Source organism: Nonomuraea sp. NPDC050394, from assembly GCF_044459065.1.
Classification (GTDB): Bacteria; Actinomycetota; Actinomycetes; order Streptosporangiales; family Streptosporangiaceae; genus Nonomuraea.
In genome coordinates, this window is the sequence record NZ_JBITIO010000011.1 from 209,484 (window position 1) to 236,193 (window position 26,710).

The following is a 26,710-nucleotide window of genomic DNA, read 5'->3' on the forward strand; positions in this document are numbered from 1 at the left end:
AGTGCTGGTGTGTCCCAGGTGGCGCGTTGGAGCCCCGGGGTCAGGGACCTCCTCAGGCGCGCGGGATTTGAACGGGAGTCACCATGGTCGGGGTACCACTCGCTCGGCGTACGCGGAAGCGGGCCGCGAAACTCACGCGCCCGACCAGGATCGACGCGGTGCTGGGCTATGCCGCTCTCGGGTGGCCCAGCGCGCCGGGGGCGCATCCGCTGCGGCACGGGTCGCGCGCGTGCTCCTGTGACCGCCTCGGCTGTCCGGACCCCGGCGCGCATCCGCTCTCCCCGGCCTGGCACCTCCAGGCCACGACCGACGCCACGCAGCTCACCCGCTGGTGGCAGCACGAGCCCGACGCCAATGTGATTCTCCCCACGGGACGCGTCTTCGACGTCTTCGACGTACCCCTGGCCGCCGGACTCGCCGCGCTCACGCGCCTCGACGAAGCAGGCTCCCACTCAGGCCCGGTCGCCGCCAACGGCGACCGGGTTCTGTTTTATGTGGCCACGCGCGGCAATCCGGACGACGAGGACGAGTGGTGGTCCTGCCAGCTCGACTGCGACCCGGCGACCATCGACGACAACCCGGGGCTGCGCTGGCACTGCCGCGACAGCTACGTCCTCGCGCCGCCGTCCACGCTGCCCACCGGCCAGCCCGTCTCCTGGCTGCGCCCGCCGGACGGCCGCCCGCTTCCCGACCCGCTGCGCGTTCTGGAGCAGCTCACCGACTGACCGGGCTCGGGGGCCGGCCTCTACCCTGTAGGGGTGAGCCGCACTGACAAGTCTGAGAGCCTGTTCGACCGCGCCAGGACCATCGTGCCGGGAGGCGTGAACTCGCCCGTGCGCGCCTTCGGCGCCGTCGGCGGCACGCCGCGCTTCATGGCCGACGGCCAGGGCCCCTACATCACCGACGTCGACGGCAACCGCTACGTCGACCTGGTCTGCTCCTGGGGGCCGATGATCCTGGGCCACCGTCATCCCGCCGTCGTGGAGGCCGTCTCCGCGGCGCTGTCCCACGGCATGTCGTACGGCACCGCCACCCCGGGCGAGGTCGAGCTGGCCGAGGAACTGGTCTCCCGGGTGACCCCGGTGGAGAAGATCCGGCTGGTCAGTTCCGGCACCGAGGCCACGATGAGCGCGGTGCGCCTGGCCCGCGGCTTCACCGGCCGTTCCAAGGTGGTGAAGTTCGCCGGCTGCTACCACGGCCACGTGGACGCCCTGCTGGCCTCGGCCGGCTCAGGAGTGGTGACCTTCGGGCTGCCCGACACCCCCGGCGTGACCGGCGCGTCGGCGGCCGACACGATCGTGCTGCCGTACAACTCGCGCCAGGCGGTCGAGGAGGCCTTCGCCGCCGCCGAGATCGCGTGTGTGATCACCGAGGCGTGCCCGGCGAACATGGGCGTGGTGCCGCCCGCGCCCGGCTTCAACGCGTTCCTGAAGGAGATATGCGCCCGCAACGGCGCCCTGCTGATCGTCGACGAGGTGCTCACGGGTTTCCGTGTTTCCCGCTCCGGCTGGTACGGCCTGGACCCGGTCGACGCCGACCTGATGACCTTCGGCAAGGTGATGGGCGGCGGCCTGCCGGCGGCGGCCTTCGGCGGGCGGGCCGACGTGATGGCCAACCTGGCGCCCGAGGGCCCCGTCTACCAGGCGGGCACGCTGTCGGGTAACCCGCTGGCCTGCGCCGCGGGCCTGGCCACGCTGCGCAACCTCGACGAGGACGCGTACGCCCGCGTGGACGCCGCGGCCGCCACGGTCGCCCAGGCGGCCGCCGAGGCGCTGTCGGCCGAGGGCGTGCCGCATCGGCTGCAGGCGGCGGGGAGCCTGTTCTCGATCTTCTTCACCGACCGCGAGGTGAGCGACTTCGACGGGGCCAGGAGCCAGAACACCGCCGCGTTCACCGCCTTCTTCCACGCCATGCTCGATCGCGGCGTGTACCTGCCGCCGTCGGCGTACGAGGCGTGGTTCCTGTCGGCGTCGCACGACGACGAGGCGCTGAACCGCATCGGCGACGCCCTGCCCGCCGCCGCCAAGGCCGCCGCCGCGGTGGCCTGACCCGGCCGGATATTCACAGGCGGCGAGCCGGCGCGTCGGGTACCGTCGAACACATGGTGATCACCTGGCGCCGGCTCGCCGAGGACGACTTCCCGCTGGTGAAGCAGTGGCTGGAGCGGCCGCATGTGGCCCGGTGGTGGAACCACGAGACCTCGGCGGAGGCCGTGGAGCGCGACTTCGGCCCGGCGGCCCGGGGGGAGGAGCCGTCGGAGGACCTGCTGGTCTTCCTCGACGGCCGCCCGCTGGGTCTGGTGCAGCGTTCCCGGTACGCCGACTACCCCGAGTACGCCGAGGAGCTGGCCCCGATCCTCGAAGTGCCCGGTGGCGCGGTCAGCATCGACTACCTGATCGGCGACGAGGAGCAGGTGGGCAGGGGCCTGGGCCCGTCGATGATCCGCGCGATCGTCGAGTCGACCTGGGCGGACCCGGAGGCGACCTGCGTGATCGTCCCGGTGTCCAAGGCCAACAGGGCCTCGTGGCGGGCGCTGGAGAAGGCGGGCCTGCGCCGGGTGGCGGAGGGCGAGCTGGAGCCGGACAACCCGGTCGACGACCGGGACCACGTCATCTACCGGCTCGACCGCCCGGCGGGCGCGAGCACCGGCGAGGGTGACGGCGAAGGGGCCGAGCGGGGTCGCGTACCGGCGTAGAGGACGCCGCAGACGATGAGAACGGCCGCGCCCGCCTTCACCCAGCCGATGGGCTCGCCGACGAACAGCGCGGCCGACGACATCCCGAACACTGGGATGAGCAGCGTGTAGGGGGCGACGACCGAGGCGTCGTAGCGGTGCAGCAGCCAGCCCCAGATGCCGAAGCCGCCGAGCGTGGAGATGAACGCCACGTAGCCCAGCGACAGCCAGCCCTCTAGCGGGGCGCTCAGCACGGGCACGCCTTCGACCGCGAACGACAGCAGGAACAGCGGCGGTGCCGACAGGGCGCTCACCCACACCATGAAACGCAGCGAGTCGGGCGGCGCGGCCCGGCGCTGCATGATCGTCCCGACGCTCCACGAGGCGGCGGCGGCCACGCACAGCGCGAAGGCGCCGAACGGGCCGGAGGCGCCGAAGTCGACGGCGACGAGGACGAGGCCGCCGAGCGCGAGGGTCAGCCCGGTGATCCGGCGGCCGGTCAGCCGTTCGCCCAGCAGGGTTACCGCGAAGACGACGGTGAAGAGCGACTGGGCCTGCAGTACCAGTGAGGCGAGGCCGGGCGGCATCCCCGCCCGCATGCCGATGAGCAGAAAGCCGAACTGACCCACTCCAACCGCCGCCGCGACACCCGCGACCCAGCGCCACGGTACGCCCGGCCGTCCCACGAACAAGAGCGCGGGGAAGGCGGCCAGGGCGAACCGGAGCGCCGCGTACAGCAGAGGCGGGAAGTGGCGCAGGCCCACTTCCATGACGACGAAGTTGAAGCCCCACACGGCCGCGAGGCCGACGGCGAGGGCCAGATGGCGCGGCCTCACTACTTGGAGGCGGGCTTCTGGGCGCGGATGCGCTGCTCGCGGGCCTGCTCGGCGAGCTTCTTGAGGTAGGAGGTCTCGGTCTTCTGTGCGGTGTTGTTTCTCATGCATATATTTTCTCTCGCTACACAATCAACCACAAGCGAGACTTTCTACGCTAAACCCTTTAGGATGGCTTACGAGAGGAGGCTCACATCGGATGCTGGATCTGAATCGGCTCAAAGCGCTGCACGCGGTGCACGTCTACGGCTCCGTGGGCGCCGCGGCCGACGCCCTCATGGTCACGCCCTCCGCGGTGTCGCAGCAGATCGCCAAGCTGGAGCGGGAGACCGGCTCGCGGCTCATGGAGCGCAACGGGCGCGGGGTGCGGCTCACCGACGCCGCCGGACTGCTCGCCGAGCACGCCGAGCGCATTCTGGCCCTGGTCGAGACCGCCGAGGCCGACTTCGAGGCGCTGCGCGGCGAGGTGGTCGGCAAGCTCCACGTCGGCTCCTTCCCGACGGCGGCCCGCGGCCTGATGCCCCCCGCGCTCGGCACGCTGCGCGAGCGCCACCCCGACCTGCTGGTCCAGCTCAACGAGCGGGAGCCGGAGCGGGTGGTGCGCGAGGTCGCCAGGGGCGAGCTCGACCTGGGCGTCGTTCAGGACTGGCTCAACCGGCCCATGGCCATCCCCGACGGGCTGTCCAAGGCGATCCTGCTCGACGACATCGCCGACGTGATCCTGCCCGCCGACCACGCCCTGGCCGGCCGCAAGGAGATCGAGCTGGCGGAGCTGAGCGGCGAGCGGTGGATCAGCTCCTCGCCCGGCACCATCTGCCACGACTGGCTGGTCTACACCCTGCGCAGCGCCGACCTCGAACCGGAGATCGTCTCGATGGCCGACGAGTACCCGACGCAGATGGCGCTGGTCGCCGGCGGTCTCGGCTGCGCGATCGTGCCCAGGCTGGGCCGTGACTGCATGCCGTCGCGGGTGCGCGCGATCCCCACCCTGCCCCGGCAGACCCGCCGCATCTACGCCATCTGGCGCACCGACGCCGCCCGCCGCCCCGCGATCAGAGCCATGGTCGAAGCCCTGAAGGAAGCCGGAACCCTCAGCTGAGGGCGATCGTCACCACGCCGCCGAGGATCACCCCGGCGGCCAGGAGCCTGCGGCGCAGGTCGCCCTCGGCCAGCAGCCTGCCGCCGAGCAGGACCGCGATCAGCACGCTGATCTCCCGCGTCGGCGCCACCACGCTGACCGGCGCCATCGTGAACGCGAACAGCACCAGCAGGTAGGACAGCGGGATGAGCACGGCCGCGCCCAGCACGCGCAGGCGGTGCTCACGCCAGATCGCCCCGATCAGCAGCCGCCGCCCGCCCTTCAGCATCGCGGGGGTCAGCGCCAGCGCGCGCCCGGCCTCGCCCAGGTAGTTCAGCACCAGCGGCGCCACCGCGAACACGCCGACCACCTGCGCGTCCCACACCGTGTACGCCGCGATGAACACCCCGGTCCCCAGCCCGAACCCCAGCCCACGGACGTCGGCCCTGCCACCGCCGCTCATCATGAACACCCCGATCCCGACCAGCGCGATGCCCGCGATCCCCGCGATCCCGGGCCGCTCGCCCAGGAACAGCACCGCCACCAGGCTGGCCAGCATCGGCCCGGTACCCCGCGCCACCGGATACACCGTCGACAGGTCGCCGTGGCGGTAGCCGCGCTGCAGCAGCACGAAGTAGCCGAGGTGCAGCGCCGTGCTGACGCAGACCACCGCCACGTCGCTCCACCGCACCGAAGTGCCCGTGAGGAGCAGGAACCCGGCGAACACCGGGCCCCACATGACGGTCGAGGCGACCGCGACCAGCCAGAGGAAGATCAGGCCGTCGGCCTGGGAGGCCTTCTTGCTGAGGAGGTTCCAGGTGGCGTGCGCCACGGCGGCGACAAGGACGAGAACGAGGGCCCAGGCGTTCAAGCGGTGAGCTCCTTCCGGGTGTGCGGATAGGAGCCTCCAGGCTTTTGTCCCGTCAGCTGTACGGCCCAGGGCCGCGGCGCCGCTCGGACCTGTCTCCCGGCCCTGGTTGTGGTTCATCAGGGCGGACCGGAACGCGGAACCCTAGGCGCAGTCAAGGCGACTTTACCGTCGGTGCCCTTTTCGGACGAGACCGGGTCGCCTATCGGCGCCATCGAAACGGATAGGCTGTGCCACACCATGGCTGAGACCACCGTCGTTCACCTGCTGCGCCACGGTGAGGTGCACAACCCCCACGGCATCCTTTACGGCAGACTGCCCGGCTACCACCTGTCCGAGACAGGTCAGCAGATGGCCGAGATGGTCGCCAAGGCCGTCGCGGGCCGCGACATCGTGGCCCTGTACTCCTCCCCGCTGGAACGTGCCCGCGAGACCGCCGCGCCGCTGGCCACCGCGCTGGGCCTGCCCGTGGAGCCCGACGACCGGCTGGTGGAGGCGGGCAACCTCCTGGAGGGCCGTACCGTGGGCGCGGGCCTGGCGATCCTGCGCAGCCCGCGTAACTACCGCTACTTCTACAACCCGTGGAAGCCGTCGTGGGGCGAGCCGTACCTGGAGATCGTCCAGCGGATGCGCACGGTGATCGAGGACGCGCGCACCGCCGCGCGCGGGCACGAGGCGGTGCTGGTCAGCCATCAGCTCCCGATCTGGGCGATCAGGCTCGCGGCCGAGGGGCGCCGGTTGTGGCACGACCCGCGGCGCCGCCAGTGCTCCCTGGCCAGCCTCACCAGCCTCACCTTCGACGAGGACCGGCTGATCAGCGTCGGCTACAGCGAGCCCGCCGGTTCCCTGCGGAAAGGTCATGGTCCGCCGGGAGCCTGAGCCCTGGTGTTCGGGGCGTGCGTCCTCGCCGGTAGAGTTGCAAGCTCTACCGGTTGTAGTACAAGGAGATCATCCTCCCGTGCGCGCGACGTCCCTCTCCCTCGCCCTGCTGACTGTTCTGGTCGCGGGGTGCGCGGGCAACCAGAGCGGCCAGCCGCAGGCCGGTGACACCCGCTTCATCGCCGGCGACGGGAAGATGCAGGTCTTCCCCGCCGCCGAGCGCAAGCCCGCCCCCGCCGTCGAAGGACCGACGCTCGACGGCGGCACCGCGTCGCTGGCAGGGCACAAGGGCAAGGTCGTGGTGATCAACTTCTGGGCTTCCTGGTGCGGGCCCTGCCGGGCCGAGGCGCCGGTGCTCAAGGACGTCGCGGCCAAGACCAAGGCCAGCGGCGTGGAGTTCCTCGGCATCGACTTCAAGGACCGCAAGGCCGACGCGATCGCGTTCGAGCGCACCGAGCAGTCCGGCTACCCGAGCATCTTCGACCAGCCCGGCGAGGTGGCGCTGTCCTTCCAGGGCACGGTGCCGCCGGCGGCCATCCCGTCCACGCTGATCATCGACAAGCAGGGCAGGATCGCGGCCAGGGCGCTGGGCGCGGTGAAGTTCACCGACCTGATGAACACCGTCACCAAGGTCCGCGATGAATGAGGTCGTGGCCTCGGGGTCGCTGCTGCTGGCCGTGCCGATCGCGGTGCTCGCCGGGATCGTGTCGTTCCTGTCGCCGTGCGTGCTGCCACTGGTGCCGGGCTACCTGTCGTACGTGACGGGGATGAGCGCCGACCCCAAGCGCGGGCGGCTGGTGCTGGGCACCGTTCTGTTCGTGGCCGGCTTCGCGGTGGTGTTCGTGCTCAGCGGGGCGCTGTTCGGCGGGCTCGGCTCGCTGGTGCTGGGCAACGCCCAGGTGATCACGCGGGTGCTCGGGGTGCTGACGATCGTGCTCGGGCTGGCCTTCCTCGGCCTCGTGCCGGGCTTCATGCGGGATGTGCGCATCCACCGCAAGCCCGCCGCCGGGCTGGCCGGGGCGCCGCTGCTCGGCATCGTGTTCGGGCTCGGCTGGACGCCGTGCATCGGCCCGACGCTGGCCGTCGTGCTCGCGCTCGGGCTGAACGAGGGCAGCGCGGCGCGCGGCGCCACCCTGGCCGTCTTCTACGCGCTGGGGCTCGGGCTGCCGTTCGTCGGCGCGGCGCTGGCGTACAGCAGGGCGCTGCGGACGTTCGCGGCGATCCGGAAGCACTCCCAGCTCATCACCCGCATCGGCGGGGGCATGATGGTCGCCGTCGGAGTCCTTCTCGTCACCGGGTTGTGGGGACAGATGATCGCGAGCCTGCAGGGGCTCATCGGCGGATTCCAGCCGGTGATCTGATGGCCGTTCAGGAGATGGAGAAGCAGGCGCCCAAGCCGCCCGGGTTCGGCCCGGTGGCCTGGCTGCGCTGGACGTGGCGCACGCTCACCTCGATGAAGACGGCGCTGCTCCTGCTGTTCCTGTTCGCGCTGGGCTCGATTCCCGGCTCGCTGATCCCGCAGCGCGGCGTCGAGCCGGACAAGGTCGCGCAGATCTACCTCAACGACCCGGTCCGCGCCGAGTGGTACGAGCGCTTCCAGCTCTTCGACGTCTTCAACTCGGTCTGGTTCGCCGCGATCTACCTGCTGCTGTTCACCTCGCTGGTCGGCTGCATCGTGCCGCGGACCACGACGTACTTCAAGGAACTGCGGCGCAAGCCGCCGGCCGCGCCCCGCCACCTGTCGCGCCTGCCCCACCACACGGTCCTCGACGAGGGGCTCACCGTGGAGGTGGCCGCCCGCCGGCTGCGTAAGCTGCGCTTCCGCGTCGACACCGGCGACGGCTGGGTCTCGGCCGAGAAGGGCTTCCTGCGCGAGACCGGCAACCTGCTCTTCCACGTCTCCCTGCTCGGCCTGCTGGTCGCCGTGGGCATCGGCGCGGTGTTCGGCTACCGGGGCAACGTGCTGGTCGTGGAGGACGAGGGCTTCGCCAACACCGTCGCCGCCTACGACCGGTTCATGCCGGGCAACCAGGTCTCGGCCGAGTCGCTGGAGCCGTTCTCCTTCACGCTCGACGAGTTCAAGGCCTCCTACCAGGTCGGCGGCGACCCGTCGAAGGTCGGCCAGCCGCTCGACTTCTCCGCCCACCTCAAGGTCAGCGACGCGCCCGGCGCGCCCAAGCGCGACTACGAGCTGAAGGTCAACGAGCCGCTGGAGATCAACGGCACCCAGACCTACCTGATCGGCAACGGCTACGCGCCCTTCTTCCGCATCACCGACGGCAAGGGCCAGGTCGCCTTCGAGGGCGCGGTCCCGTGCCTGATCGAGTTCCCGGCCACCCGGGTCTCCGGCTGCGTGCTCAAGGCGCCCGACGCCCAGCCGGGTCAGCTCGGCTTCCTCATGCGCTTCCTGCCGACCATCGCGCCGGCCCAGGGCGGCGGCTTCACCTCCAGCTTCCCCGGCGACCTCATGCCGAGGGTCCAGGTCCTCGGCGCCTTCACGGGCGACTTCGGGGTGCGCTCGGGACGACCCCAGTCGGTGTACGAGCTGGCGCCGCCCGATGTCATGAGGAAGCTCAAGCCGCTGGTCATGGGCTCCACGGCGCCCAAGCCGCTGGCCCCCGGCCAGTCGTTCGACCTGCCCGACGGACTCGGCAAGCTGGAGTTCGTCGAGGTCAAGGAGTGGATGACGCTCCAGATCGCCTACGATCCCGGCCGCGTGCCCGCCCTGCTCGCCGCCGGTCTCGCCACCGTTTCCATCGTGTTCTCGCTGGTGATCCGCCGCCGCCGTGTGTTCGTCCGGGTCAAGGACGGCGCGGCCGAGGTGGGCGGCCTCACCCGTACCGAGGGCTCCGCCGCGGGCTTCACCGAGGAGTTCGCCGACATCGTCAAGGTCCTATCAGCTGGAGACAAGGATGTCCGCTGAAGTACTGGCCGAGGCGAGCGACCAGCTCGTCGTCGGCGCCGTGCTCCTCTACCTCGCCGCCATGATCGGCTTCGCTCTGGAGCTGGCCTACGGCAAGGCCCGTACCGACGCGCCCGCCAAGGGCCGCGTCAAGCAGCCCGCGACCGTCGGCGCCCCGCAGGACGAGGCTCCCGACCAGGGTGTGGCTTCCGACCTGGGTGTGGCTCCCGCCGAGCCCGAGCCGCCCGCCTGGGCGGGCACCGCGGGCAAGGTGGGGATGGCCCTGGCCTGGGTCGGCTGGGGGGCCAACGCCGCCGCCATCGTCACTCGCGGGCTTGCAGTGGAGCGCTGGCCCTGGGGCAACATGTACGAGTTCGTGGTCGCCATCTGCCTGGCCGCCGTGACCGCGTTCCTGGCCACGCAGCTGCGCGCCAACGTGCGCTTCCTCGGCCCGTTCGTCATGGTCGTGGCGGTGCTCGGGCTCGGGGCCGCGGTGAAGTTCCTCTACACCGCCGCCGGTCCCGTGGTGCCCGCGCTCAACTCCTACTGGATCGCCATCCACGTCTCCGCCGCGATCCTGGCCAGCGGCCTGTTCATCGTGGCCGGCGCGGCCGGCGTGCTCTACCTCATCCGGGGCGACGGCCTCTCCCGCCTGCCCACGCGCGCCGACCTGGAGCGGGTCGCGCACCGCGCGATCGTCGTGGCCTTCCCCGTCTGGACCTTCGCGGTGATCGCCGGCGCGCTGTGGGCCGACAAGGCGTGGGGGCGCTACTGGGGCTGGGACCCCAAGGAGGTCTGGTCGTTCATCACGTGGGTGGCCTACGCCGCCTACCTGCACGCCAGGGTCACGGCCGGCTGGCGCGGCAAGGCCGCCACGATCGTGCAGCTGGTCGCCTTCGGCTGCCTGATGTTCAACCTGGTCGGCGTCAACATCTTCCTCGGCGGCATGCACAGCTACGCCGACGTCGGCAACTAGCCGCGGACGCTCACTCCTCCCCGCGCATCCGCTTGTCGAGGTCGCGCAGGAACTCCGGGTCGTCCTCCGGTCCCTTGGGCGGATCCTGGCGCGGCGGCGCCGGGCGCCGCGGCATGCGCGGGGGACCGTCTTCGGCGGCGCCGCCACGGACGGGTCTGCCGAGCAGGAACCACAGAAGCCCGCCCACCACGGGGACGAGGATGATGACGAGCACCCAGAGGGTCTTTGGCACGTTCCGCACCTCGTCCTCCGGCGTCGTGATGACGTCGAACAGGGAGTAGAGCCAGAAAGCCAGCACCGTCAGGGTGACCAGGACACCTGCCATGCCCGAACTGTAAGCCATCCGAGGCGTGATCGTGCTTGCTCGGTGTCCCATTTCGGATGACTCGGGAAGATCGGCCGCGTACCGTGGAACCGGATCAGGTGGAGCGGAGGGGTTTCACCTGATGGGCAGGGTGTCTAGGGGTGAGATGGCCTTCTCCAGCGACAAGGGCCGGCATCGACGTGGACGTTGGTGGCGGCGCGGGTCCTACCTCTTCTCGCGCCGCGGTGACGCGCCGCCGGAGGCGGACCGCTCGTTCTGGTCCCGTGACACGCCCGCCGAGGGCTTCCGCGAGGCCGAGCGGAAGCGTGCGGAGAGGTCATCCGGAGGAGACGGGCCGTCCTTCCGCGCTCAGCCGCAGGCCGAACGGAGCGTGTGGCCGTTCCGAAGACGCGAGCGCGTCGAGCGCGCGGAAGAGGCGGAGCAGGCGCGGCGACCCGAGCGGGCCGACGAGCCCGGCTGGCGGCGCGAGCGGCTGCCCGCCGCGGTCGTGGAGCGGCCGCAGTACACCTGGCACGACTTCGAGCTCACCGACCTGCCGCCGCGCGCGCAGCCCAACCGGCCCGACGCGCCCGTCCAGGCGGACGGCTTACGCCACTGCGGCGAGCTGGAAGCCGTCCTGCACCGCCAGTGGGACGCCCGGCTCGGTCCGCCCTCGCCGGAGGCCGTGCGCGCCGTGGAAAGCCTCGCCCGGTTGCCCGAACGGCTGAAGCGCAAGCTCGCCATCGGACTCGAAGGCATCTACGTGGGCGCCGGCGGCGTCCCCGACCTCGACGACATGGGCTACCTGCGCGGCGCCCCGCTGCCCTCCGGCAAGGCCTCCTGGGACATCTGCGCCGGCGCGTACGGCGACCGCAAGATCGTCGTCGGCGATCGGCCCTCTCCCACCCCCGACGTGATGATGCACGAGGTCGGCCACGCCCTCGACGACATCGACTCCCCGCATGGCGATTGGGTCTCCGACTTGCCCGAGTTCGTGGCACTCTACGAGAAGGCCGCTCCCATGCTGGCCTCCGCCTTCCACCGGCAGGGCGGGGGGCTCGGCCGCAAGGAGTTCTTCGCGGACGCCTTCGCCGCGATCTCCTCGCGCCAGCGTCCCGCGCTGGTCGACATGCTGGGCGGTGACACGCGGATGGCCCTCGACGTCATGTTGTTCTTCAACCGGCGCTACGGAATCTAGGTGATGAGCGATGTACGTCATCCGGCTCGCTGACGGGACCCTGCGCGTGCCGCAGAGCCTGACCAGTGAAGACGGGCGTCTCATCGGCAACGCGTATGTGGAACTGGAGCCCGGGGATCCCGACTACGAGCGATGGCTGCCGGAGTCGTGCACCGAGGAGGAGGCGGCCGAGCGGCGTGCGCGCTGGGCGGCGGAGAACGACGAGCTTGAACAGGAGTTCCTGGCCTTCAAGGCGGAGCAGGAGGACGCCTGACATCGGGGGACAACCCTGACCGACGGGGGGTGGTGGTCACCGCGACGGCCTGAGGGGTGGAGGCCGGGTCGTGGTTCGGGTCGTCCGGGCAATGTATGTAGAGGGCGTGGGCACGCGTGCCGGGATTCAGCGCGGGGTGGGGCGCTCGTTTCGGTCCTCGGCCACGGGGGCCGGGCCGTACCGGCGAGAAGAGCGTGCCTGTGGGATCCGTGGCGGTGATCCTGCGGCGCAGGATCACCGACCTGACGGAACGTCAAACGCGCGGGGACTCACCTGCCGGCCGTTCGGCCGTAAGAACGTCCTCGCCTCTAAGAAGGGCGTGCACTTCCGACTCGCGGAAGCGACGGTGCCCTCCGGGGGTGCGGATACTGCTGATGCGGCCTGCCGCAGCCCAGCGTGTAACCGTCTTTGGGTCTACCCGGAAGAGGGCGGCAACCTCTCCTGGGGTCAGCAGACGCTCGCTGCTACTCTCCACCAATCTCTCCCCCTCGCATCCCGCTTCCTGCCAGCGGGCGGACAGGTAACCAGTGTGTCGAGCGAAGCCTGATTTATCCGTGGTTTTCGACAAAGATCACGGGTTGTTATCGGCTGACTGCCCGATTGTTATATGATAGAGCCTCTTTGGGGCTCTCGTGGGTGTTTCTTTACGAAACACCCTGACTGGGAACAGTAGCAGTGCTCGCGCCCGATGCGAAGAGCGGCAGCCGGTACGGCCCGCGGGGGCACGACCAGGAGCGAGTAGCCTCTGACCTGTGCATCCCGTTCTCGTTTACACCGCGTCGCGCATCGGCTTGTTCATCGTGACCCTTGGTGTCCTGTACTTGCTCGGCCTGCAAAATCCGCTGGTGCTGATCTTGGTGGCTTTCCTGATCAGCGGTGTGGCCAGCTACGTCCTGCTGTCCAAGCAGCGTGACGCCATGAGCGCCCGCATCAGCGACAAGATCAACCGGCCTAAGCCGCAGGACGACTAGGGCAGAGGGAACATGCCAATCCGGGCATGGTACTCCCGTCCGAGTCGAGTTGTGTCACTACCAACGAGTAGTCCGCGGCTGTACGCCAGAAATGCCTTGACGCCGATACCGCGTTCACGTCCCGGATTCCACGCCAGCGCCTTTCCGGTGCGTGGATCGAGGGCGGCGATGCCCTCTCTGGCCACGGCGCCGGGCCCCGCCGAGTCACGGCCGCGCGGGTTGTTCATCCAGCGCTGATGCCCGCCCACGTAGACGGCCGCGCCGGTCGCCGCGACCGAGTAGAGCGAGTCGCCGCCGGTGTGGTTCACCCAGGTCGGCCTGACGCGCTGGCTCCTGGTGTGGGTCTCGAACCTGGCCGCGCTGTCGCACAGGCGCCGCGTGTCGCCGTTGCCGCCGGTCGTGACGACCACGAAATAGTCGCCGCCGGGTGACAGGTCGAGGCCGCGTACATAGGAGGGGAAGACGTCCTGGCACCGCGGCTCGTACGCGGCCGTGCGCCAGTTGGCCACCCGGGGCGCCGGCGTGGAGATGTCGATCACGCCCAGCTGGGGCCGCGGCTCGCCGTCGAGCGTGGTGAAGCTGCCGTCGACCACCAGCCGGTCGGCGCTCGCGGCCAGCGCGTGGACCTTGACCTTGGGGGTGCGGGGCAGGCCGGGCTCGATGGTGAAGCGCGGGTCGGCGGCGCCGGTCGTGGCGTCGAGCCTGGCCAGGGCGGTTCTCGGCGAGGTGAAGTCGCCGCCGGTGTAGAGGTGGGCGCCGCGCCTGGCCAGCGTGGTCACGACGCCGCCGGACACGCGCGGGGCGAAGCCGCGTACCGTCGAGCCGTCGGACAGGCTCAGGCGGGTCAGCGCGCGCGCCCGCGTGCGGTTGACGGACGGGAAGTCGCCGCCGACGTAGACGGTGCCGCCGGCGCCGGCGGCCAGCGCGTGGACCGGACCGGCGACGTCCGGGGCGAAGCCGGCCAGGACGGCGCCGGTGGCCAGGTCGAAGGCGAAGAGATTGCTCCGGGGGAAGATGGTCGTGCGTCTCGCGTCGGCTACTTCGCTGAACGAGCCGCCCACCACCACGGTGCCGCCCACCAGGGCGATGGTGTTGACGATGCCGTCGAGGACGTGGGGGGTGGTGTCGGCCGGGTTGGCGGACACCACGCGGGTGTGCGTGACAGGGGCCATCGTGATGACCGCTGCAAGGGTGACACGCGCGAACATTCGCCAAGTTCTAGCAGACGGTGCGTTATGGAGTGGCTACTTTCCGTTCATTGTCGGGATAGGGCACACGCGATGAGGGCCTTACGGGCGGGGGCAATAGGCTTGCCGCATGACCCGCGCTCAGTTGGACAAGCAGCCGCACGAGGTCGCCGCGATGTTCGATCGCACGGCCCGGCGCTATGACCTCGTCAACGATGTGATCTCGTTCGGTCAGGTGCGCTACTGGCGCAAGGCGGTCGCCGCGGCCGTGGACGCGGGGCCGGGAGAGGTGGTCCTCGACCTGGGCGCGGGGACGGGCACCTCCACCGACAGCTTCACCACGCTGGGCGCACGGGCGATCGCCTCCGACTTCTCGCTGGGCATGCTCCAGACCGGCGTACGCCGCCACGGGGGCAACGCCCTCAGCGGCCCCGGGATCCCGTTCGTCGCGGGTGACGCGATGCGGCTGCCGTTCGCCGACGACAGCTTCGACGCGGTGACGATCTCGGTGGCGCTGCGCAACGTGCACGACACCCCCGTGGCGCTGCGCGAGATGCTGCGCGTCACCAAGCCGGGCGGCCGGCTGGTGATCATGGAGTTCTCGCACGTGACCGTCAAGTCGTTCGACCTCTTCTACCGCGAGTATCTGATGAGGATGCTGCCCAAGGTGGCCAAGGTCCTCGGCTCCAACGACGACTCCTACGAGTATCTGGCCGAGTCCATCAGGGACTGGCCGGACCAGCCGTCGCTGGCCAGCATCATCCAGGAGGCCGGCTGGGAACGTGTCGCCTGGCGCAACTTGAGCCTCGGCATCGTCGCCATGCACCGCGGCTTCAAGCCCGCCTCATGAACGAACCCCCCGACTGCCCCTTTGCCCCGTAAAAGCGTTAGACTGCGGGCCGACAAGTTTGTGAAGGGGTTCACAAAGGAACGAAGGCGCCATACCCCACGGCCTTCGAGCGTGTAGGACAGGACAAAGTCCAGTGACCGTGCCAGCAGCCAAACGCAAAGCGCAGGAGCTCGCCACGAGAGAGCGAGGCACGATGCCAACGAGTGGTGAGCGGGCGCGATCATGAACACACTTGACGCGGACGTCATCGTCGTCGGCGCCGGCCCCTCGGGCTCCGCGACCGCGTTCTACCTGGCCCGAGCGGGGCTGGACGTGCTCCTCCTGGAGAAGACGCGTTTTCCCAGGGAGAAGGTCTGCGGAGACGGCCTGACCCCGCGCGCGGTCAAGCAACTGCAGAACATGGGCGTCGACATCGACGGGCCCGGCTGGATCAGGAACAAGGGCCTGCGGGTCGTCGGCGGCGGCCTCCGCTTCGAGCTCGACTGGCCGCAGCTCGACAGCTTCCCCGACTTCAGCCTCGTCCGCACCCGCCAGGACTTCGACCAGATCATGGCCGCCCACGCGGTCAAGGCCGGGGTACGCCTCATGGAGGGCGTCAACGTCACCGGCCCGATCCTGGACGACCGCAGCGGGCACGTGACCGGTGTCACCACCAAGGACGGCGCGACCTACCGCAGCCGGCTCGTGGTCGCCGCCGACGGGAACAGCACGCGCATGGCGCTCGGGATGGGGTTGCACAAGCGCGAGGACCGTCCGATGGGCGTGGCCGTACGCACCTACTTCCAGAGCCCGCGCCACGACGACGACTACCTGGAGACGTGGCTCGAACTGTGGGACCAGGACACGCTGCTGCCGGGCTACGGGTGGATCTTCCCCGTCGGCGACGGCACCAGCAACGTCGGGCTCGGCCTGCTCAACACCAGTGACGCCTTCGGCAAGATCGACTACCGTGAGCTCCTCAAGCGGTGGTGCAGGAACATGCCCGCCGAATGGGCCTTCACCGAGGAGAACATGACGGGGCCGATCCGCGGGGCGGCCCTGCCGATGGCCTTCAACAGGCAGCCGCACTACACCCGCGGCCTGGTGCTCGTCGGCGACTCCGGCGGCGCCATCAATCCGTTCAACGGCGAGGGCATCGCCTACGCCATGGAGACGGGCGAGATCGCGGCCGAGGTGATCGCGAAGGCGCTTCGCGGTACCACCCCCGCGCAGCAGGAACGTATCCTGCGCACGTACCCGCAGGTCCTCAAGGACGCGTATGGCGGATATTTCACCTTGGGCAGATTGTTCGTCGAAGCGATCGGGAAGCCAGGTGTGATGAGCTTCGGTACGAGGCACGGGCTGCCTCACCCGAGGCTGATGCGCTTCGCGCTCAAACTCCTTGGTAATCTCACCGACCGGCGAGGCGATGCGTCAGACAGGATCATCAACGCACTCTCGAAGGTCGCCCCACCAGCATGAACCGCAGACCCACCCGGCAAACTTATAGGTCAGACTGCGCGCCCGCGCGCGTTGCGACAGAAGAGGAGGCGTAGCGATGGACCTCTATGTGCCCATCCTGGTGCTCGCCATTCTCGCGGGAGGCTTCGCGATCTTCTCGGTCGCGGTCGCTCCCTTCACCGGTCCCAAGCGCTGGAACCGCGCCAAGCTTGACGCCTATGAATGCGGCATCGAGCCGACGCCCCAGCCTGTCGGTGGCGGACGCTTCCCGCTGAAATACATGATCACCGCGATGCTGTTCATCGTGTTCGACATCGAGATCATCTTCCTTTATCCGTGGGCGGTCTCCTTCGCCCCGCTGAAGGGCGCCGACGGCCAGGTGATCGCCTCGGGCCTCGGGGTGTTCGCGCTGGTCGAGATGGTGCTGTTCATCGTCACCGTGCTTGTCGCCTATGCGTACGTGTGGCGCCGCAAGGGTCTGGACTGGGACTGATTATGGGACTTGAAGAGAAACTCCCCAGCGGGTTCATCCTCACCACGGTCGAGCAGGCCGCCGGTTGGGCGCGCAAGAACTCCGTATGGCCGGCCACCTTCGGCCTCGCATGTTGCGCCATCGAGCTGATGGCCACCGGTGGCCCCCACTTCGACCTGGCGCGCTTCGGCATGGAGCGCGCTTCGGCGTCTCCCCGCCAGGCCGACCTGATGATCGTCGCCGGCCGCGTGTCGCAGAAGATGGCGCCGGTCGTGCGCCAGATCTACGACCAGATGGCCGAGCCCAAGTGGGTCATCTCCATGGGCGTGTGCGCCTCCAGCGGCGGCATGTTCAACAACTACGCCATCGTGCAGGGCGTGGACCACATCATCCCGGTCGACGTCTACCTGCCCGGCTGCCCGCCGCGGCCGGAGATGCTGATCGACTCGATCGTGAAGCTGCACGACAAGATCCAGAACATGAAGTTCGGCGCGCACCGCAAGAAGCAGATCGACGAGCTCGAACTGCAGGCCCTGCGCACCCTTCCGCTGATCGACCAGGGGGCGGGCAAGTGAGCGACAACCTCCCCGAGGTACCGGGGACCGAGCCGCCGCAGACGCCGATCGCCCGGCAGGGCATGTTCGGCGCCCATGACACCGGTGACACCTCCGGCTACGGCGGCCTCGTCGTACGGCGGGCCCCCGAACTGTCCACCCCCCGCCCCTTCGGCGGCTACTTCGACGCCCTGGTCGACACCCTCGACCTGGACGACGCCATCGAGCGCGTCGTCGTCGACAGGGGCGAGCTGACCCTGCACGTCAAGCGCGAGCGCCTGGTGGAGGTTCTGCAGAAGCTGCGCGACGACGCCGGCCTGCGCTTCGAGCTGTCGCTCGGCGTGACCGGCGTGCACTACCCGCACCTGCAGGGCGAGGAACTCCACTCGGTCATCCACCTGGTCTCGATCACCCACAACACCCGGGTGCGCGTCGAGACCTGCGCGCCGGACGACGACCCGCACATCCCGTCGTCGGTCGCCGTCTACCCGACGCACGACTGGCACGAGCGCGAGGCGTACGACTTCTTCGGAATCGTCTACGACGGCCACCCCGCGCTGACGCGGATCATGATGCCGGACGACTGGGACGGTCACCCGCAGCGCAAGGACTACCCGCTGGGCGGCATCCCGGTCGAATACCGCGGCGCCACGATCCCCGCGCCGGATGAGAGGAGGTCGTACGCATGAGCGAGCCGCGTCGAGCTTCATGCGTTGACGGCCGAAGGGAGGATCACTCGTGAGCACGGGCTACGACGAGGCGACCGAGGGCAAGGTCTACTCGGTCAGCGGCGGCGACTGGGACGAGGTCGTCACCAGCGCGCGCGACTCCGAGGAAGAGCGCCTGGTCATCAACATGGGCCCGCAGCACCCGTCCACGCACGGCGTGCTCCGCCTGGTCCTGACCCTCGACGGTGAGACGGTCACCGAGGCGCGCGGCGTCATCGGCTACCTGCACACCGGCATCGAGAAGAACATGGAATACCGGACGTGGACCCAGGGGACCACGTTCGTGACCCGCATGGACTACCTCGCGCCGATCTTCAACGAGACCGCGTACTGCATGGGCGTGGAGAAGCTGCTCGGCATCACCGACCAGGTCCCCGCGCGGGCCCAGGCGATCCGCGTGATGATGATGGAGCTCAACCGCATCGCCTCGCACCTGGTCGCGATGGGCACGTTCGGCATGGAGCTGGGCGCGACGACGCCGTTCCTGTTCGGCTACCGCGACCGCGAACTGATCATGGATCTGTTCGAGTACATCACCGGCCTGCGCATGAACCACGCCTACGTACGGCCGGGCGGCGTCAGCGTCGACCTGCCCGCGGGCGCCGTGGACAAGGTGGGCGAGTTCCTCAAGGAGATGCCCAAGCGGATCAAGGACGTCCGCAAGCTTCTCGACGAGAACCCCGTCTACGTCCGCCGGACCAGGGACGTCGGCTACCTCGACCTGACCGGCTGCATGGCGATGGGCGTCACCGGCCCGATCCTGCGCGCCGCCGGCCTGCCCTGGGACCTGCGCAAGTCGCAGCCCTACAGCGGCTACGAGACCTACGACTTCGAGGTCGCCACCGAGCGCGGCTGCGACGTCTACTCCCGCTACCTGGTGCGCATGAAGGAGATGGAGGAGTCCCTCAAGATCATCGAGCAGGCTCTCGACCGGATCGCCGGTCCGCTCAAGGGCAAGCCCGTGATGATCGAGGACAAGAAGATCGGCTGGCCGGCGCAGCTCGCGCTGGGCCCCGACGGCCTCGGCAACTCTCCCGACCACATCGCGCACATCATGAGCAGCTCCATGGAAGCCCTGATCCACCACTTCAAGCTGGTGACCGAGGGCTTCCGGGTGCCGGCCGGCCAGGCGTACGCCTCGATCGAGTCGCCCAAGGGCGAGCTCGGCGCGTACGTGGTCAGCGACGGCGGCACCCGGCCTTACCGCGTGCACTTCCGCGAGCCCTCCTTCACGAACCTGCAGGCCTTCCCCGCCATGACGGAAGGCGGCCAGGTCGCCGACGTGATCGCCGCGGTGGCTTCTATCGACCCGGTTATGGGAGGTGTTGACCGGTGAGTTATTCACCGGAGGTCCGCGAGCGTCTTGAGCGGGACGCGAAGGAGATCATCGGGCGTTACCCGAAGACTCGTTCCGCGCTGCTGCCCCTGCTGCACCTGGTGCAGTCGGAGGAGGGCTACGTCTCCGACGACGGCCACGAGTTCTGCGCGGAGATCCTGGGCCTGAGCAAGGCCGAGGTGGTGGGCGTCTCGACGTTCTACACCATGTACAAGCGCCGCCCGGCCGGAGACTTCCACGTCGGCGTCTGCATCAACTCCCTGTGCGCCGTCATGGGCGGCGACCAGATCTGGGAAGAGCTGTCCGAGCACGTCGGCGTCGGTCACGAAGAGGCGACCGCCGACGGCAAGGTCTCGCTGGAGCGCATCGAGTGCAACGCGGCCTGCGACTTCGCCCCGGTCATGATGGTCAACTGGGAGTTCTTCGACAACCAGACGCCCGGCTCGGCCAAGCAGCTCGTCGACGACCTGCGTGACGGCAAGAGCGTCTCGCCGACCCGCGGCCCGAAGAAGCTCTGCACCTTCAAGGAGGCCTCGCGCGTGCTCGCCGGGCTGCCCGACGAGCTGGCGGGCGACGGCCCCTCGGCCGCCGGCGCCTCGCTGGAGGGCCTCAAGGTCGCCAAGGCCAACGGATGGAAGGCCCCTGAGGCATGACGACTACGCTGACGCCGGTCCTGACCGCCAACTGGGACCAGCCCAACTCCTTCACGCTTGAGGGCTACGGCCCCTACGAGGCGGCGAAGAAGGCCCTCGGCATGGATCCCGACGCGGTCATCCAGGCGGTCAAGGACTCCGGCCTGCGCGGTCGCGGCGGCGCGGGCTTCCCCACCGGCATGAAGTGGGGCTTCATCCCGCAGGGTGACGGCAAGCCCCACTACCTCGTCGTCAACGCCGACGAGTCGGAGCCGGGCACCTGCAAGGACATCCCGCTGATGATGGCCAACCCGCACTCGCTGGTCGAGGGCATCATCATCACGTCCTACGCCATCCGCGCCAGCCACGCCTTCATCTACGTACGCGGCGAGGTGCTCCACGTCATCCGCCGGCTGCACGCGGCCGTGCGCGAGGCGTACGAGAAGGGTTACCTCGGCAAGGACGTCTTCGGCTCCGGCTATGACCTCGACCTGGTCGTGCACGCGGGCGCGGGGGCGTACATCTGCGGCGAGGAGACGGCGCTGCTCGACTCGCTCGAAGGGCGTCGCGGTCAACCTCGGCTCAAGCCCCCGTTCCCGGCCGTGGCGGGCCTGTACGCCTCGCCTACTGTCGTGAACAACGTGGAGTCGATCGCCAGTGTTCCCTCGATCGTCACCAACGGCGCCGACTGGTTCGCCGGGATGGGGACGGAGAAGTCGAAGGGCTTCGGCATCTTCTCGCTGAGCGGGCACGTCACGCGGCCCGGCCAGTTCGAGGCGCCGCTGGGCATCACGCTGCGCGAACTGCTCGACATGGCCGGCGGGATCCGCGCGGGCCACGAGCTCAAGTTCTGGACCCCGGGCGGTTCCTCCACGCCGATCTTCACCGCCGAGCACCTGGACGTGCCGCTCGACTTCGAGCAGGTCGGGCTCAAGGGCTCGATGCTCGGCACCCGCGCGCTGCAGATCTTCGACGAGACCACCTGCGTGGTCAGGACCGTGCTGCGCTGGACGGAGTTCTACGCCCACGAGTCCTGCGGCAAGTGCACGCCCTGCCGCGAGGGCACCTACTGGCTCAAGCAGGTGCTCAAGCGCCTGGAAGCCGGTCAGGGCACCGAGGAGGACCTGTCCACGATCACCGACATCGCGGACAACATCCTCGGCCGGTCCTTCTGCGCCCTGGGCGACGGCGCGGCCAGCCCGATCCACTCGTCGGTGAAGTACTTCCGCGACGAGTACCTCAAGCACTTCGAGGTCGGCGGCTGCCCGTTCGACGCGAAGAAGTCCACTGTCTGGGGTGACCAGTGACGACCACCGCTGTAGAAACCTCCCTGGTGACCCTGAGCATCGACGGCTTCCAGGTCAGCGTCCCCAAGGGCACCCTGATCATCCGGGCCGCCGAGCTCCTGGGCATCCAGATCCCGCGGTTCTGCGACCACCCGCTGCTCGACCCGGCGGCCAACTGCCGCCAGTGCCTGGTCGACATCCCCGACGCCGGAAACGGCCGCGGCTTCCCCAAGCCGCAGCCCTCCTGCGCGATCGAGGTCGCCCAGGGCATGGTCGTGCAGACCCAGCTCACCTCGCCGGTGGCCGAGAAGGCGCAGCGGGCGGCCATGGAGTTCCTGCTCCTCAACCACCCGCTCGACTGCCCGGTCTGCGACAAGGGCGGCGAGTGCCCCCTGCAGAACCAGGCGATGTCCAACGGCCAGGGCGAGTCCCGCTTCCACGAGCACAAGCGGACCTTCCCCAAGCCGCTGCCGCTCTCGACGCAGGTGCTGCTCGACCGCGAGCGTTGCGTGCAGTGCGCGCGCTGCATCCGCTTCTCCGACCAGATCGCCGGCGACCCGTTCATCGACTTCTTCGAGCGCGGGGCCAAGGAGCAGGTACGGGTGGCCGACGGCCAGCCGTTCGAGTCCTACTTCTCGGGCAACACCGTCCAGATCTGCCCGGTGGGCGCGCTGACCGGCGCCGCCTACCGTTTCCGCGCCCGGCCGTTCGACCTGGTCTCGACGCCGAGCGTCTGCGAGCACTGCGCCTCCGGGTGCGCCCAGCGCACCGACCACCGCCGCGGGCGGGTCACCCGCCGGCTGGCCGGTGACGAGCCGCAGGTCAACGAGGAGTGGAACTGCGACAAGGGCCGCTGGGCGTTCACCTACGCCACGCAGCCCGACCGGCTGAAGACGCCGCTGGTCCGCAACGAGGAGGGCGTGCTCGTCCCGGCCTCCTGGCCCGAGGCGCTGGCCGTCGCGGCCCAGGGCCTGGCCGCCGCCCGCGGCAAGACCGGCGTCCTGCTCGGCGGCCGGCTGACCGTCGAGGACGCCTACGCCTACTCCAAGTTCGCCAGGCTCGCGCTCGGCACCAACGACATCGACTTCCGCGCCCGGCCGCACTCGGCCGAGGAGACCCAGTTCCTCGCCCACGCCGTCGCCGGCAAGGGCATCGAGGTCTCCTACGCCGACCTGGAGAAGGCCCCGGCCGTCGTCCTGGTCGGCTTCGAGCCCGAGGAGGAGTCGCCGATCGTCTTCCTGCGCCTGCGCAAGGCCTGGAAGAAGCACGGCCTGAAGGTCACCGCGATCGCGCCGTTCGCCGCCAAGGGGCTGGCCAAGATGGGCGGCACGCTCATCCGCACCGCCCCCGGCGGCGAGGCCGAGGCCATCGGCGACCTCATCGGCACGCTGGCGGAGGGCACGATCGTGCTCGCCGGCGAGCGGCTCGCCACCGCCCCGGGCGCCCTGTCCGCTCTGGTACGGCTGAGCGCCGCCACCGGCGCCAAGGTCGCCTGGATCCCGCGCAGGGCCGGTGAGCGTGGCGCCATCGAGGCCGGTGCGCTGCCGAACCTCCTGCCGATCGGCCGCCCGGTCGAGGACGAGAGCGCCAGGGCGGAGATCGCCAGGGCGTGGAACGTCGCCTCGCTCCCGGCCACCCCGGGCCGCGACACCGACGGCATCCTGGCCGCCGCCAGGGCCGAGGAGATCGACGCGCTGGTGATCGCCGGCGTCGACCCCTACGACCTGGCCGACCCGGCCGCCGCGCTGGCCGCGCTGGAGAACACGCCGTTCATCGTCAGCCTGGAGATCCGCGCGAGCGCGGTCACCGACCGCGCCGACGTGGTGCTGCCCGTCGCGGCCGTGCAGGAGAAGTCCGGCACGTTCGTCAACTGGGAGGGCCGCGGCCGCTCGTTCGAGGCGCCCATCAGGGTGCCCGGCCTGCAGAGCGACCTCCACGTGATCGGCAACCTGGCCGACCGCCTGGACGTGCACCTGGGCCTGCCCGACGCCAAGGCCGCCCGCCGCGAGCTCGGCTCGGTCGGCGCCTGGCGCGGCGGCCACGTGGCCGCGCCCAACGCCGGCGGCGGTGCCGCCGGGGTGCCGCAGGCGGGTCAGGCGCTGCTGGCGACCTGGCACCTGCTGCTCGACGACGGCCGCCTGCAGGACGGCGAGCCCTACCTCGCGGGCACCTCCCGCGCGGCCGAGGCGCTGGTCTCCGAGAGCACCGCGGCCGAGATCGGCGTGGGCGACGGCGACAAGCTCGTCATCGGCGACGCGATCACGCTGCCGGTGCGCATCGCCGAACTGCCCGACCGTGTGGTGTGGGTGCCGGCGAACTCCGGCGGCAGCTCGGTCACCCGCGACCTGCGCGCGGTGTCCGGCGACATCGTCACGATCGGGAGCGCTTCATGATCCTCCTCGCCACGGAACCGACCCTTGCCGACTTCGGCAAGGATCCGCTCTGGATCACCATCGTCAAGGCGCTGATGCTCTTCGTCTTCCTGATGCTGGGGATCCTGTTCGGCGTCTGGTACGAGCGCAAGCTCATCTCCAAGCTGCAGAACCGCATCGGCCCCAACCGGGCGGGCAAGTTCGGCCTGCTGCAGTCGGTGGCCGACGGCCTGAAGATGGGCCTCAAGGAGGACCTGTTCCCGAACACGGTGGACAAGGTGCTCTACCTGATGGCTCCGGTCATCATGGTGATCCCCGCGTTCCTGGCCTTCTCCATCACGCCGTTCGCCGGCATGGTCAACCTGTTCGGCGTGCAGACGCCGTTGCAGCTCGTGGACCTTCCGGTCGCGGTGCTGTTCATGCTGGCCATGGGCGCCATCTCCGTGTACGGCGTCGTGCTGGCCGGGTGGTCGTCGCGCTCGCCGTACGCGCTGCTGGGTGGTTTGCGGAGTGCGGCGCAGGTGGTCTCCTACGAGATCGCCATGGGGTTGTCCTTCGTCGGCGTGTTCCTGTTCGCGGGGACGCTGTCCACGTCGGAGATCGTCAAGGCGCAGGCCACGGGCGGGGAGTTCTGGGGCATCCCGATGCCTTCCTGGTACGTGGTGCTGCTGCTGCCGTCCTTCCTGATCTTCGTGATCTGTGGCTTCGGCGAGGCGGCCCGTATCCCGTTCGACCTGCCCGAGGGCGAGGGCGAGCTGGTCGGCGGCTTCCAGACCGAGTACTCCTCCTCGCTGAAGTTCGCCCTCATCATGATGGGCGAGTACCTGCACACGTTCACCGCGTCGGCGATGGCGATCACGCTGTTCCTGGGCGGCTGGCAGGCGCCCTTCGGACTGCCGGACGAGGGCTGGTGGGGACTGCTCTGGTTCTTCATCAAGTTCGTCCTGGTCTTCTCCTTCGTGGTCTGGGTACGGGCCTCGCTGCCGCGTGTCCGCTACGACCAGCTGATGTCGCTGGGCTGGAAGGTCCTCATCCCCCTGAACCTGGCGTGGATCATGCTCGTGGCCTCGGTCCGGGCGATCATGTACGTCAAGGAGGGACCGACCTCCGGCTTCGAGGGAAGCATGGCGGTCGTCCTGACGATCACCGCCGTCGTGGTCCTCGGCGCGCTCGGCATCTGGGCCCGGTTCGACACCGTCAACCAGCGCCGCAAGGAAGCCGAGAAGGCCAAGGTCGCCGCGGAGTTCGAGGAGCTGGACCGCGAGCCGACCGCCGGCGGATTCCCGGTGCCGCCGCTCGATCTGCCGCACTACCACGGGGTGCAGCACAAGGAGGTTCCCAGTGGGACTAACTGATTGGCTGAACCCCGTCAAGGGCTTCGGCGTCACCTTCCACACGATGTTCAAGAAGCCCGTCACGGTGAACTACCCGGAGGAGAAGCGGCCCACGGCCCCTCGCTTCCACGGTCGCCACCAGCTCAACCGCTGGCCCGACGGGCTGGAGAAGTGCGTCGGCTGCGAGCTGTGCGCATGGGCCTGTCCGGCCGACGCGATCTACGTCGAGGGCGCGGACAACACCGAGGAGGAGCGTTTCTCCCCGGGCGAGCGCTATGGGCGCACCTACCAGATCAACTATCTGCGGTGCATCCTGTGCGGTCTCTGCATCGAGGCTTGCCCGACTCGCGCGCTGACCATGACCAACGAGTACGAGCTGGCCGACACCAACCGTGAAAGCCTCATCTACACCAAGGAGATGCTGCTCGCACCGCTGACGCAGGGCATGGAGCAGCCGCCGCACCCGATGCGGCTCGGTGAGACCGAAGAGGACTACTACCGCCTGGGACGGACCAATGGGTGAGCAAGTCACTTTCTGGGTGCTCGCCGTCGTGTCCGTGGCGGCCGCCCTGGGCGTGGTGTTCAGCCGCAAGGCGGTCTACTCCGCGCTGATGCTCGGTGGCGTCATGCTCTGCCTGTCGGTGCTGTACGCGGCGCAGGACGCGCCGTTCCTGGCCGCGGTGCAGATCATCGTCTACACCGGCGCCGTCATGATGCTCTTCTTGTTCGTGCTCATGCTGGTGGGCGTCGACTCCTCCGACTCCTTCGTGGAGACGTTGAAGGGGCAGCGCTTCTGGGCCGCGATCGCCGGGCTCGGCTTCGCCTCGCTGATCATCCTGGCCGTCGGCAACGCCGTCTTCGGCAACGCCAAGGGCCTGGCCGCGGCGACCGGTCAGGGCGGCTACATCCGCACGCTGGCCGGGCAGATCTTCACCCGCCACGTGTTCGCCTTCGAGGTGACCTCGGCGCTGCTGATCACCGCCGCGCTCGGCGCGATGGTCCTCGCCCACCGTGAGCGGCTCACCGCCAAGGCCACGCAGAAGGACCTCTCGCGCGCCCGGTTCCAGGGCGACCAGCCCTCGCCGCTGCCCGGTCCCGGCACCTACGCCCGGAGCAACGCCATCGACATGCCGGCGCTGCTGCCCGACGGCTCGGTCTCCGAGAAGTCGGTCAACCGCTACATCGCGCGCTACGACGTCGAGCACGGCCACCTGCCCGCCGACCCGAAGCTCGCCGAGGCGATCAAGCACTCGGTCGAGGTCGAGGAGGACTCGAAGTGACGACGCAGTACCTGATCCTCTCGGGGCTGATTTTCGCCATTGGCGCGCTCGGTGTGCTGATCAGGCGTAACGCGATCGTGGTGTTCATGTGCGTGGAGCTGATGCTCAACGCCTGCAACCTCGCGTTCGTCACCTTCGCCAGGCAGAACGGCAACCTCGAAGGCCAGATCATCGCGTTCTTCGTGATGGTGGTGGCCGCGGCCGAGGTCGTGGTCGGTCTGGCCATCATCGTGACGATCTTCCGAACCCGCAGGTCGGCGTCCGTGGACGACGCGAACCTGCTGAAGTACTGAGGGGTGACTG

The 26,710-nt window shown here is 69.6% G+C and carries 30 protein-coding genes; 25 read left to right on the plus strand and 5 right to left on the minus strand.

Going from position 1 to position 26,710, the window contains the following annotated elements:
* Positions 1-83: 83 nt before the first annotated feature.
* From ACIBKY_RS36180 to ACIBKY_RS36190, 3 genes are read left to right on the plus strand one after another with little or no spacing between them, the layout of a single operon-like run.
* A complete protein-coding gene (locus ACIBKY_RS36180) occupies positions 84-725 on the plus strand; it encodes a bifunctional DNA primase/polymerase (protein WP_379638220.1) in 642 nt (213 codons plus the stop codon).
* A gap of 33 nt (positions 726-758) precedes the next feature.
* The gene (gene hemL / locus ACIBKY_RS36185) at positions 759-2,048 is read left to right on the plus strand and encodes a glutamate-1-semialdehyde 2,1-aminomutase (protein WP_397103931.1); all 1,290 of its coding nucleotides are present in this window, start codon (positions 759-761) and stop codon (positions 2,046-2,048) included.
* 53 nt (positions 2,049-2,101) lie between these two features.
* Positions 2,102-2,695: a GNAT family N-acetyltransferase gene (locus ACIBKY_RS36190; protein ID WP_397103933.1), complete on the plus strand. Its 594-nt coding sequence runs from the start codon at positions 2,102-2,104 to the stop codon at positions 2,693-2,695.
* On the opposite strand, the gene ACIBKY_RS36195 is transcribed toward ACIBKY_RS36190, so the two are convergent.
* Positions 2,614-3,510 (minus strand): EamA family transporter, encoded by an 897-nt coding sequence (locus ACIBKY_RS36195; protein ID WP_397103935.1) that lies wholly within the window; start codon positions 3,508-3,510, stop codon positions 2,614-2,616. The two genes, ACIBKY_RS36190 and ACIBKY_RS36195, sit on opposite strands and share 82 nt — an antisense overlap.
* Before the next feature lie 196 nt (positions 3,511-3,706).
* On the opposite strand from ACIBKY_RS36195, the gene ACIBKY_RS36200 reads away from it, so the two are divergent.
* The gene (locus tag ACIBKY_RS36200; protein WP_397103937.1) at positions 3,707-4,606 is read left to right on the plus strand and encodes a LysR family transcriptional regulator; all 900 of its coding nucleotides are present in this window, start codon (positions 3,707-3,709) and stop codon (positions 4,604-4,606) included.
* On the opposite strand, the gene ACIBKY_RS36205 is transcribed toward ACIBKY_RS36200, so the two are convergent.
* Positions 4,599-5,456, minus strand: coding sequence for an SMR family transporter (locus tag ACIBKY_RS36205; RefSeq protein WP_397103939.1), 858 nt, complete (start codon positions 5,454-5,456; stop codon positions 4,599-4,601). The genes ACIBKY_RS36200 and ACIBKY_RS36205 overlap by 8 nt on opposite strands.
* 237 nt (positions 5,457-5,693) lie before the next feature.
* On the opposite strand from ACIBKY_RS36205, the gene ACIBKY_RS36210 reads away from it, so the two are divergent.
* The 5 genes from ACIBKY_RS36210 (at position 5,694) to ccsA (ending at position 10,210) form a co-directional block, all read left to right on the plus strand.
* Positions 5,694-6,332: a histidine phosphatase family protein gene (locus tag ACIBKY_RS36210; protein WP_397103941.1), complete on the plus strand. Its 639-nt coding sequence runs from the start codon at positions 5,694-5,696 to the stop codon at positions 6,330-6,332.
* 79 nt (positions 6,333-6,411) lie between these two features.
* On the plus strand, positions 6,412-6,978 hold the full coding sequence (locus tag ACIBKY_RS36215; protein ID WP_397103943.1) for a TlpA family protein disulfide reductase: 567 nt from the start codon (positions 6,412-6,414) through the stop codon (positions 6,976-6,978).
* Positions 6,971-7,693, plus strand: a complete 723-nt coding sequence (locus tag ACIBKY_RS36220) for a cytochrome c biogenesis CcdA family protein (protein ID WP_184958626.1) — start codon at positions 6,971-6,973, stop codon at positions 7,691-7,693. The genes ACIBKY_RS36215 and ACIBKY_RS36220 overlap by 8 nt, the downstream gene beginning before the upstream one ends.
* Positions 7,693-9,255, plus strand: a complete 1,563-nt coding sequence (locus ACIBKY_RS36225; RefSeq protein ID WP_397103946.1) for a cytochrome c biogenesis protein ResB — start codon at positions 7,693-7,695, stop codon at positions 9,253-9,255. Before ACIBKY_RS36220 ends, ACIBKY_RS36225 begins: the two co-directional genes overlap by 1 nt.
* Positions 9,245-10,210, plus strand: a complete 966-nt coding sequence (gene ccsA, locus ACIBKY_RS36230) for a cytochrome c biogenesis protein CcsA (protein ID WP_397103948.1) — start codon at positions 9,245-9,247, stop codon at positions 10,208-10,210. The genes ACIBKY_RS36225 and ccsA overlap by 11 nt, the downstream gene beginning before the upstream one ends.
* Positions 10,211-10,220: 10 nt before the next feature.
* On the opposite strand, the gene ACIBKY_RS36235 is transcribed toward ccsA, so the two are convergent.
* Complete coding sequence (locus ACIBKY_RS36235; RefSeq protein ID WP_397103949.1) at positions 10,221-10,535, minus strand: PLDc N-terminal domain-containing protein; 315 nt, start codon at positions 10,533-10,535, stop codon at positions 10,221-10,223.
* A gap of 130 nt (positions 10,536-10,665) precedes the next feature.
* Between ACIBKY_RS36235 and ACIBKY_RS36240 the strand changes: the two genes are divergently transcribed.
* Positions 10,666-11,712 carry a hypothetical protein gene (locus ACIBKY_RS36240; protein WP_397103951.1) on the plus strand — a complete coding sequence of 349 codons (1,047 nt, stop codon included), beginning with the start codon at positions 10,666-10,668 and terminating at the stop codon, positions 11,710-11,712.
* Between the two features lie 10 nt (positions 11,713-11,722).
* Positions 11,723-11,965, plus strand: coding sequence for a hypothetical protein (locus ACIBKY_RS36245; RefSeq protein ID WP_379625274.1), 243 nt, complete (start codon positions 11,723-11,725; stop codon positions 11,963-11,965).
* Between the two features lie 253 nt (positions 11,966-12,218).
* Here the strand turns inward: ACIBKY_RS36245 and ACIBKY_RS36250 are convergent, their stop codons facing one another.
* Positions 12,219-12,440: a BldC family transcriptional regulator gene (locus tag ACIBKY_RS36250; protein ID WP_157248821.1), complete on the minus strand. Its 222-nt coding sequence runs from the start codon at positions 12,438-12,440 to the stop codon at positions 12,219-12,221.
* Positions 12,441-12,717: 277 nt separating this feature from the next.
* Here ACIBKY_RS36250 and ACIBKY_RS36255 point away from each other — a divergent pair, with 277 nt between their 5' ends.
* Positions 12,718-12,936: a DUF4229 domain-containing protein gene (locus tag ACIBKY_RS36255; protein WP_379625276.1), complete on the plus strand. Its 219-nt coding sequence runs from the start codon at positions 12,718-12,720 to the stop codon at positions 12,934-12,936.
* Here ACIBKY_RS36255 and ACIBKY_RS36260 read toward each other — a convergent pair.
* The gene (locus tag ACIBKY_RS36260) at positions 12,933-14,144 is read right to left on the minus strand and encodes a hypothetical protein (protein ID WP_397103953.1); all 1,212 of its coding nucleotides are present in this window, start codon (positions 14,142-14,144) and stop codon (positions 12,933-12,935) included. The two genes, ACIBKY_RS36255 and ACIBKY_RS36260, sit on opposite strands and share 4 nt — an antisense overlap.
* Before the next feature lie 109 nt (positions 14,145-14,253).
* Here ACIBKY_RS36260 and ACIBKY_RS36265 point away from each other — a divergent pair, with 109 nt between their 5' ends.
* The 13 genes from ACIBKY_RS36265 (at position 14,254) to nuoK (ending at position 26,700) form a co-directional block, all read left to right on the plus strand.
* Positions 14,254-14,973, plus strand: coding sequence for a demethylmenaquinone methyltransferase (locus tag ACIBKY_RS36265; protein ID WP_397103955.1), 720 nt, complete (start codon positions 14,254-14,256; stop codon positions 14,971-14,973).
* Positions 14,974-15,195: 222 nt separating this feature from the next.
* Positions 15,196-16,434, plus strand: a complete 1,239-nt coding sequence (locus ACIBKY_RS36270; protein ID WP_397103957.1) for a geranylgeranyl reductase family protein — start codon at positions 15,196-15,198, stop codon at positions 16,432-16,434.
* Positions 16,435-16,510: 76 nt separating this feature from the next.
* The gene (locus ACIBKY_RS36275) at positions 16,511-16,906 is read left to right on the plus strand and encodes an NADH-quinone oxidoreductase subunit A (RefSeq protein WP_184958606.1); all 396 of its coding nucleotides are present in this window, start codon (positions 16,511-16,513) and stop codon (positions 16,904-16,906) included.
* Positions 16,907-16,908: 2 nt separating this feature from the next.
* Complete coding sequence (locus tag ACIBKY_RS36280; protein ID WP_184958604.1) at positions 16,909-17,460, plus strand: NADH-quinone oxidoreductase subunit B family protein; 552 nt, start codon at positions 16,909-16,911, stop codon at positions 17,458-17,460.
* A complete protein-coding gene (locus ACIBKY_RS36285) occupies positions 17,457-18,128 on the plus strand; it encodes an NADH-quinone oxidoreductase subunit C (RefSeq protein ID WP_397103960.1) in 672 nt (223 codons plus the stop codon). Before ACIBKY_RS36280 ends, ACIBKY_RS36285 begins: the two co-directional genes overlap by 4 nt.
* Positions 18,129-18,177: 49 nt before the next feature.
* Positions 18,178-19,503 carry an NADH-quinone oxidoreductase subunit D gene (locus ACIBKY_RS36290; protein ID WP_184958600.1) on the plus strand — a complete coding sequence of 442 codons (1,326 nt, stop codon included), beginning with the start codon at positions 18,178-18,180 and terminating at the stop codon, positions 19,501-19,503.
* Positions 19,500-20,156, plus strand: a complete 657-nt coding sequence (gene nuoE / locus ACIBKY_RS36295) for an NADH-quinone oxidoreductase subunit NuoE (protein WP_397103962.1) — start codon at positions 19,500-19,502, stop codon at positions 20,154-20,156. Before ACIBKY_RS36290 ends, nuoE begins: the two co-directional genes overlap by 4 nt.
* Complete coding sequence (gene nuoF, locus ACIBKY_RS36300) at positions 20,153-21,442, plus strand: NADH-quinone oxidoreductase subunit NuoF (protein ID WP_397103964.1); 1,290 nt, start codon at positions 20,153-20,155, stop codon at positions 21,440-21,442. Before nuoE ends, nuoF begins: the two co-directional genes overlap by 4 nt.
* Positions 21,439-23,814, plus strand: coding sequence for an NADH-quinone oxidoreductase subunit G (locus ACIBKY_RS36305; RefSeq protein ID WP_397103966.1), 2,376 nt, complete (start codon positions 21,439-21,441; stop codon positions 23,812-23,814). The genes nuoF and ACIBKY_RS36305 overlap by 4 nt, the downstream gene beginning before the upstream one ends.
* The gene (nuoH, locus tag ACIBKY_RS36310) at positions 23,811-25,148 is read left to right on the plus strand and encodes an NADH-quinone oxidoreductase subunit NuoH (RefSeq protein WP_397103968.1); all 1,338 of its coding nucleotides are present in this window, start codon (positions 23,811-23,813) and stop codon (positions 25,146-25,148) included. Before ACIBKY_RS36305 ends, nuoH begins: the two co-directional genes overlap by 4 nt.
* Complete coding sequence (gene nuoI / locus ACIBKY_RS36315; RefSeq protein ID WP_090931991.1) at positions 25,135-25,650, plus strand: NADH-quinone oxidoreductase subunit NuoI; 516 nt, start codon at positions 25,135-25,137, stop codon at positions 25,648-25,650. The genes nuoH and nuoI overlap by 14 nt, the downstream gene beginning before the upstream one ends.
* Complete coding sequence (locus ACIBKY_RS36320; protein ID WP_379625296.1) at positions 25,643-26,407, plus strand: NADH-quinone oxidoreductase subunit J; 765 nt, start codon at positions 25,643-25,645, stop codon at positions 26,405-26,407. The genes nuoI and ACIBKY_RS36320 overlap by 8 nt, the downstream gene beginning before the upstream one ends.
* Positions 26,404-26,700, plus strand: a complete 297-nt coding sequence (gene nuoK, locus ACIBKY_RS36325; protein WP_184958585.1) for an NADH-quinone oxidoreductase subunit NuoK — start codon at positions 26,404-26,406, stop codon at positions 26,698-26,700. The genes ACIBKY_RS36320 and nuoK overlap by 4 nt, the downstream gene beginning before the upstream one ends.
* The last annotated feature ends 10 nt before the right edge of the window (positions 26,701-26,710 follow it).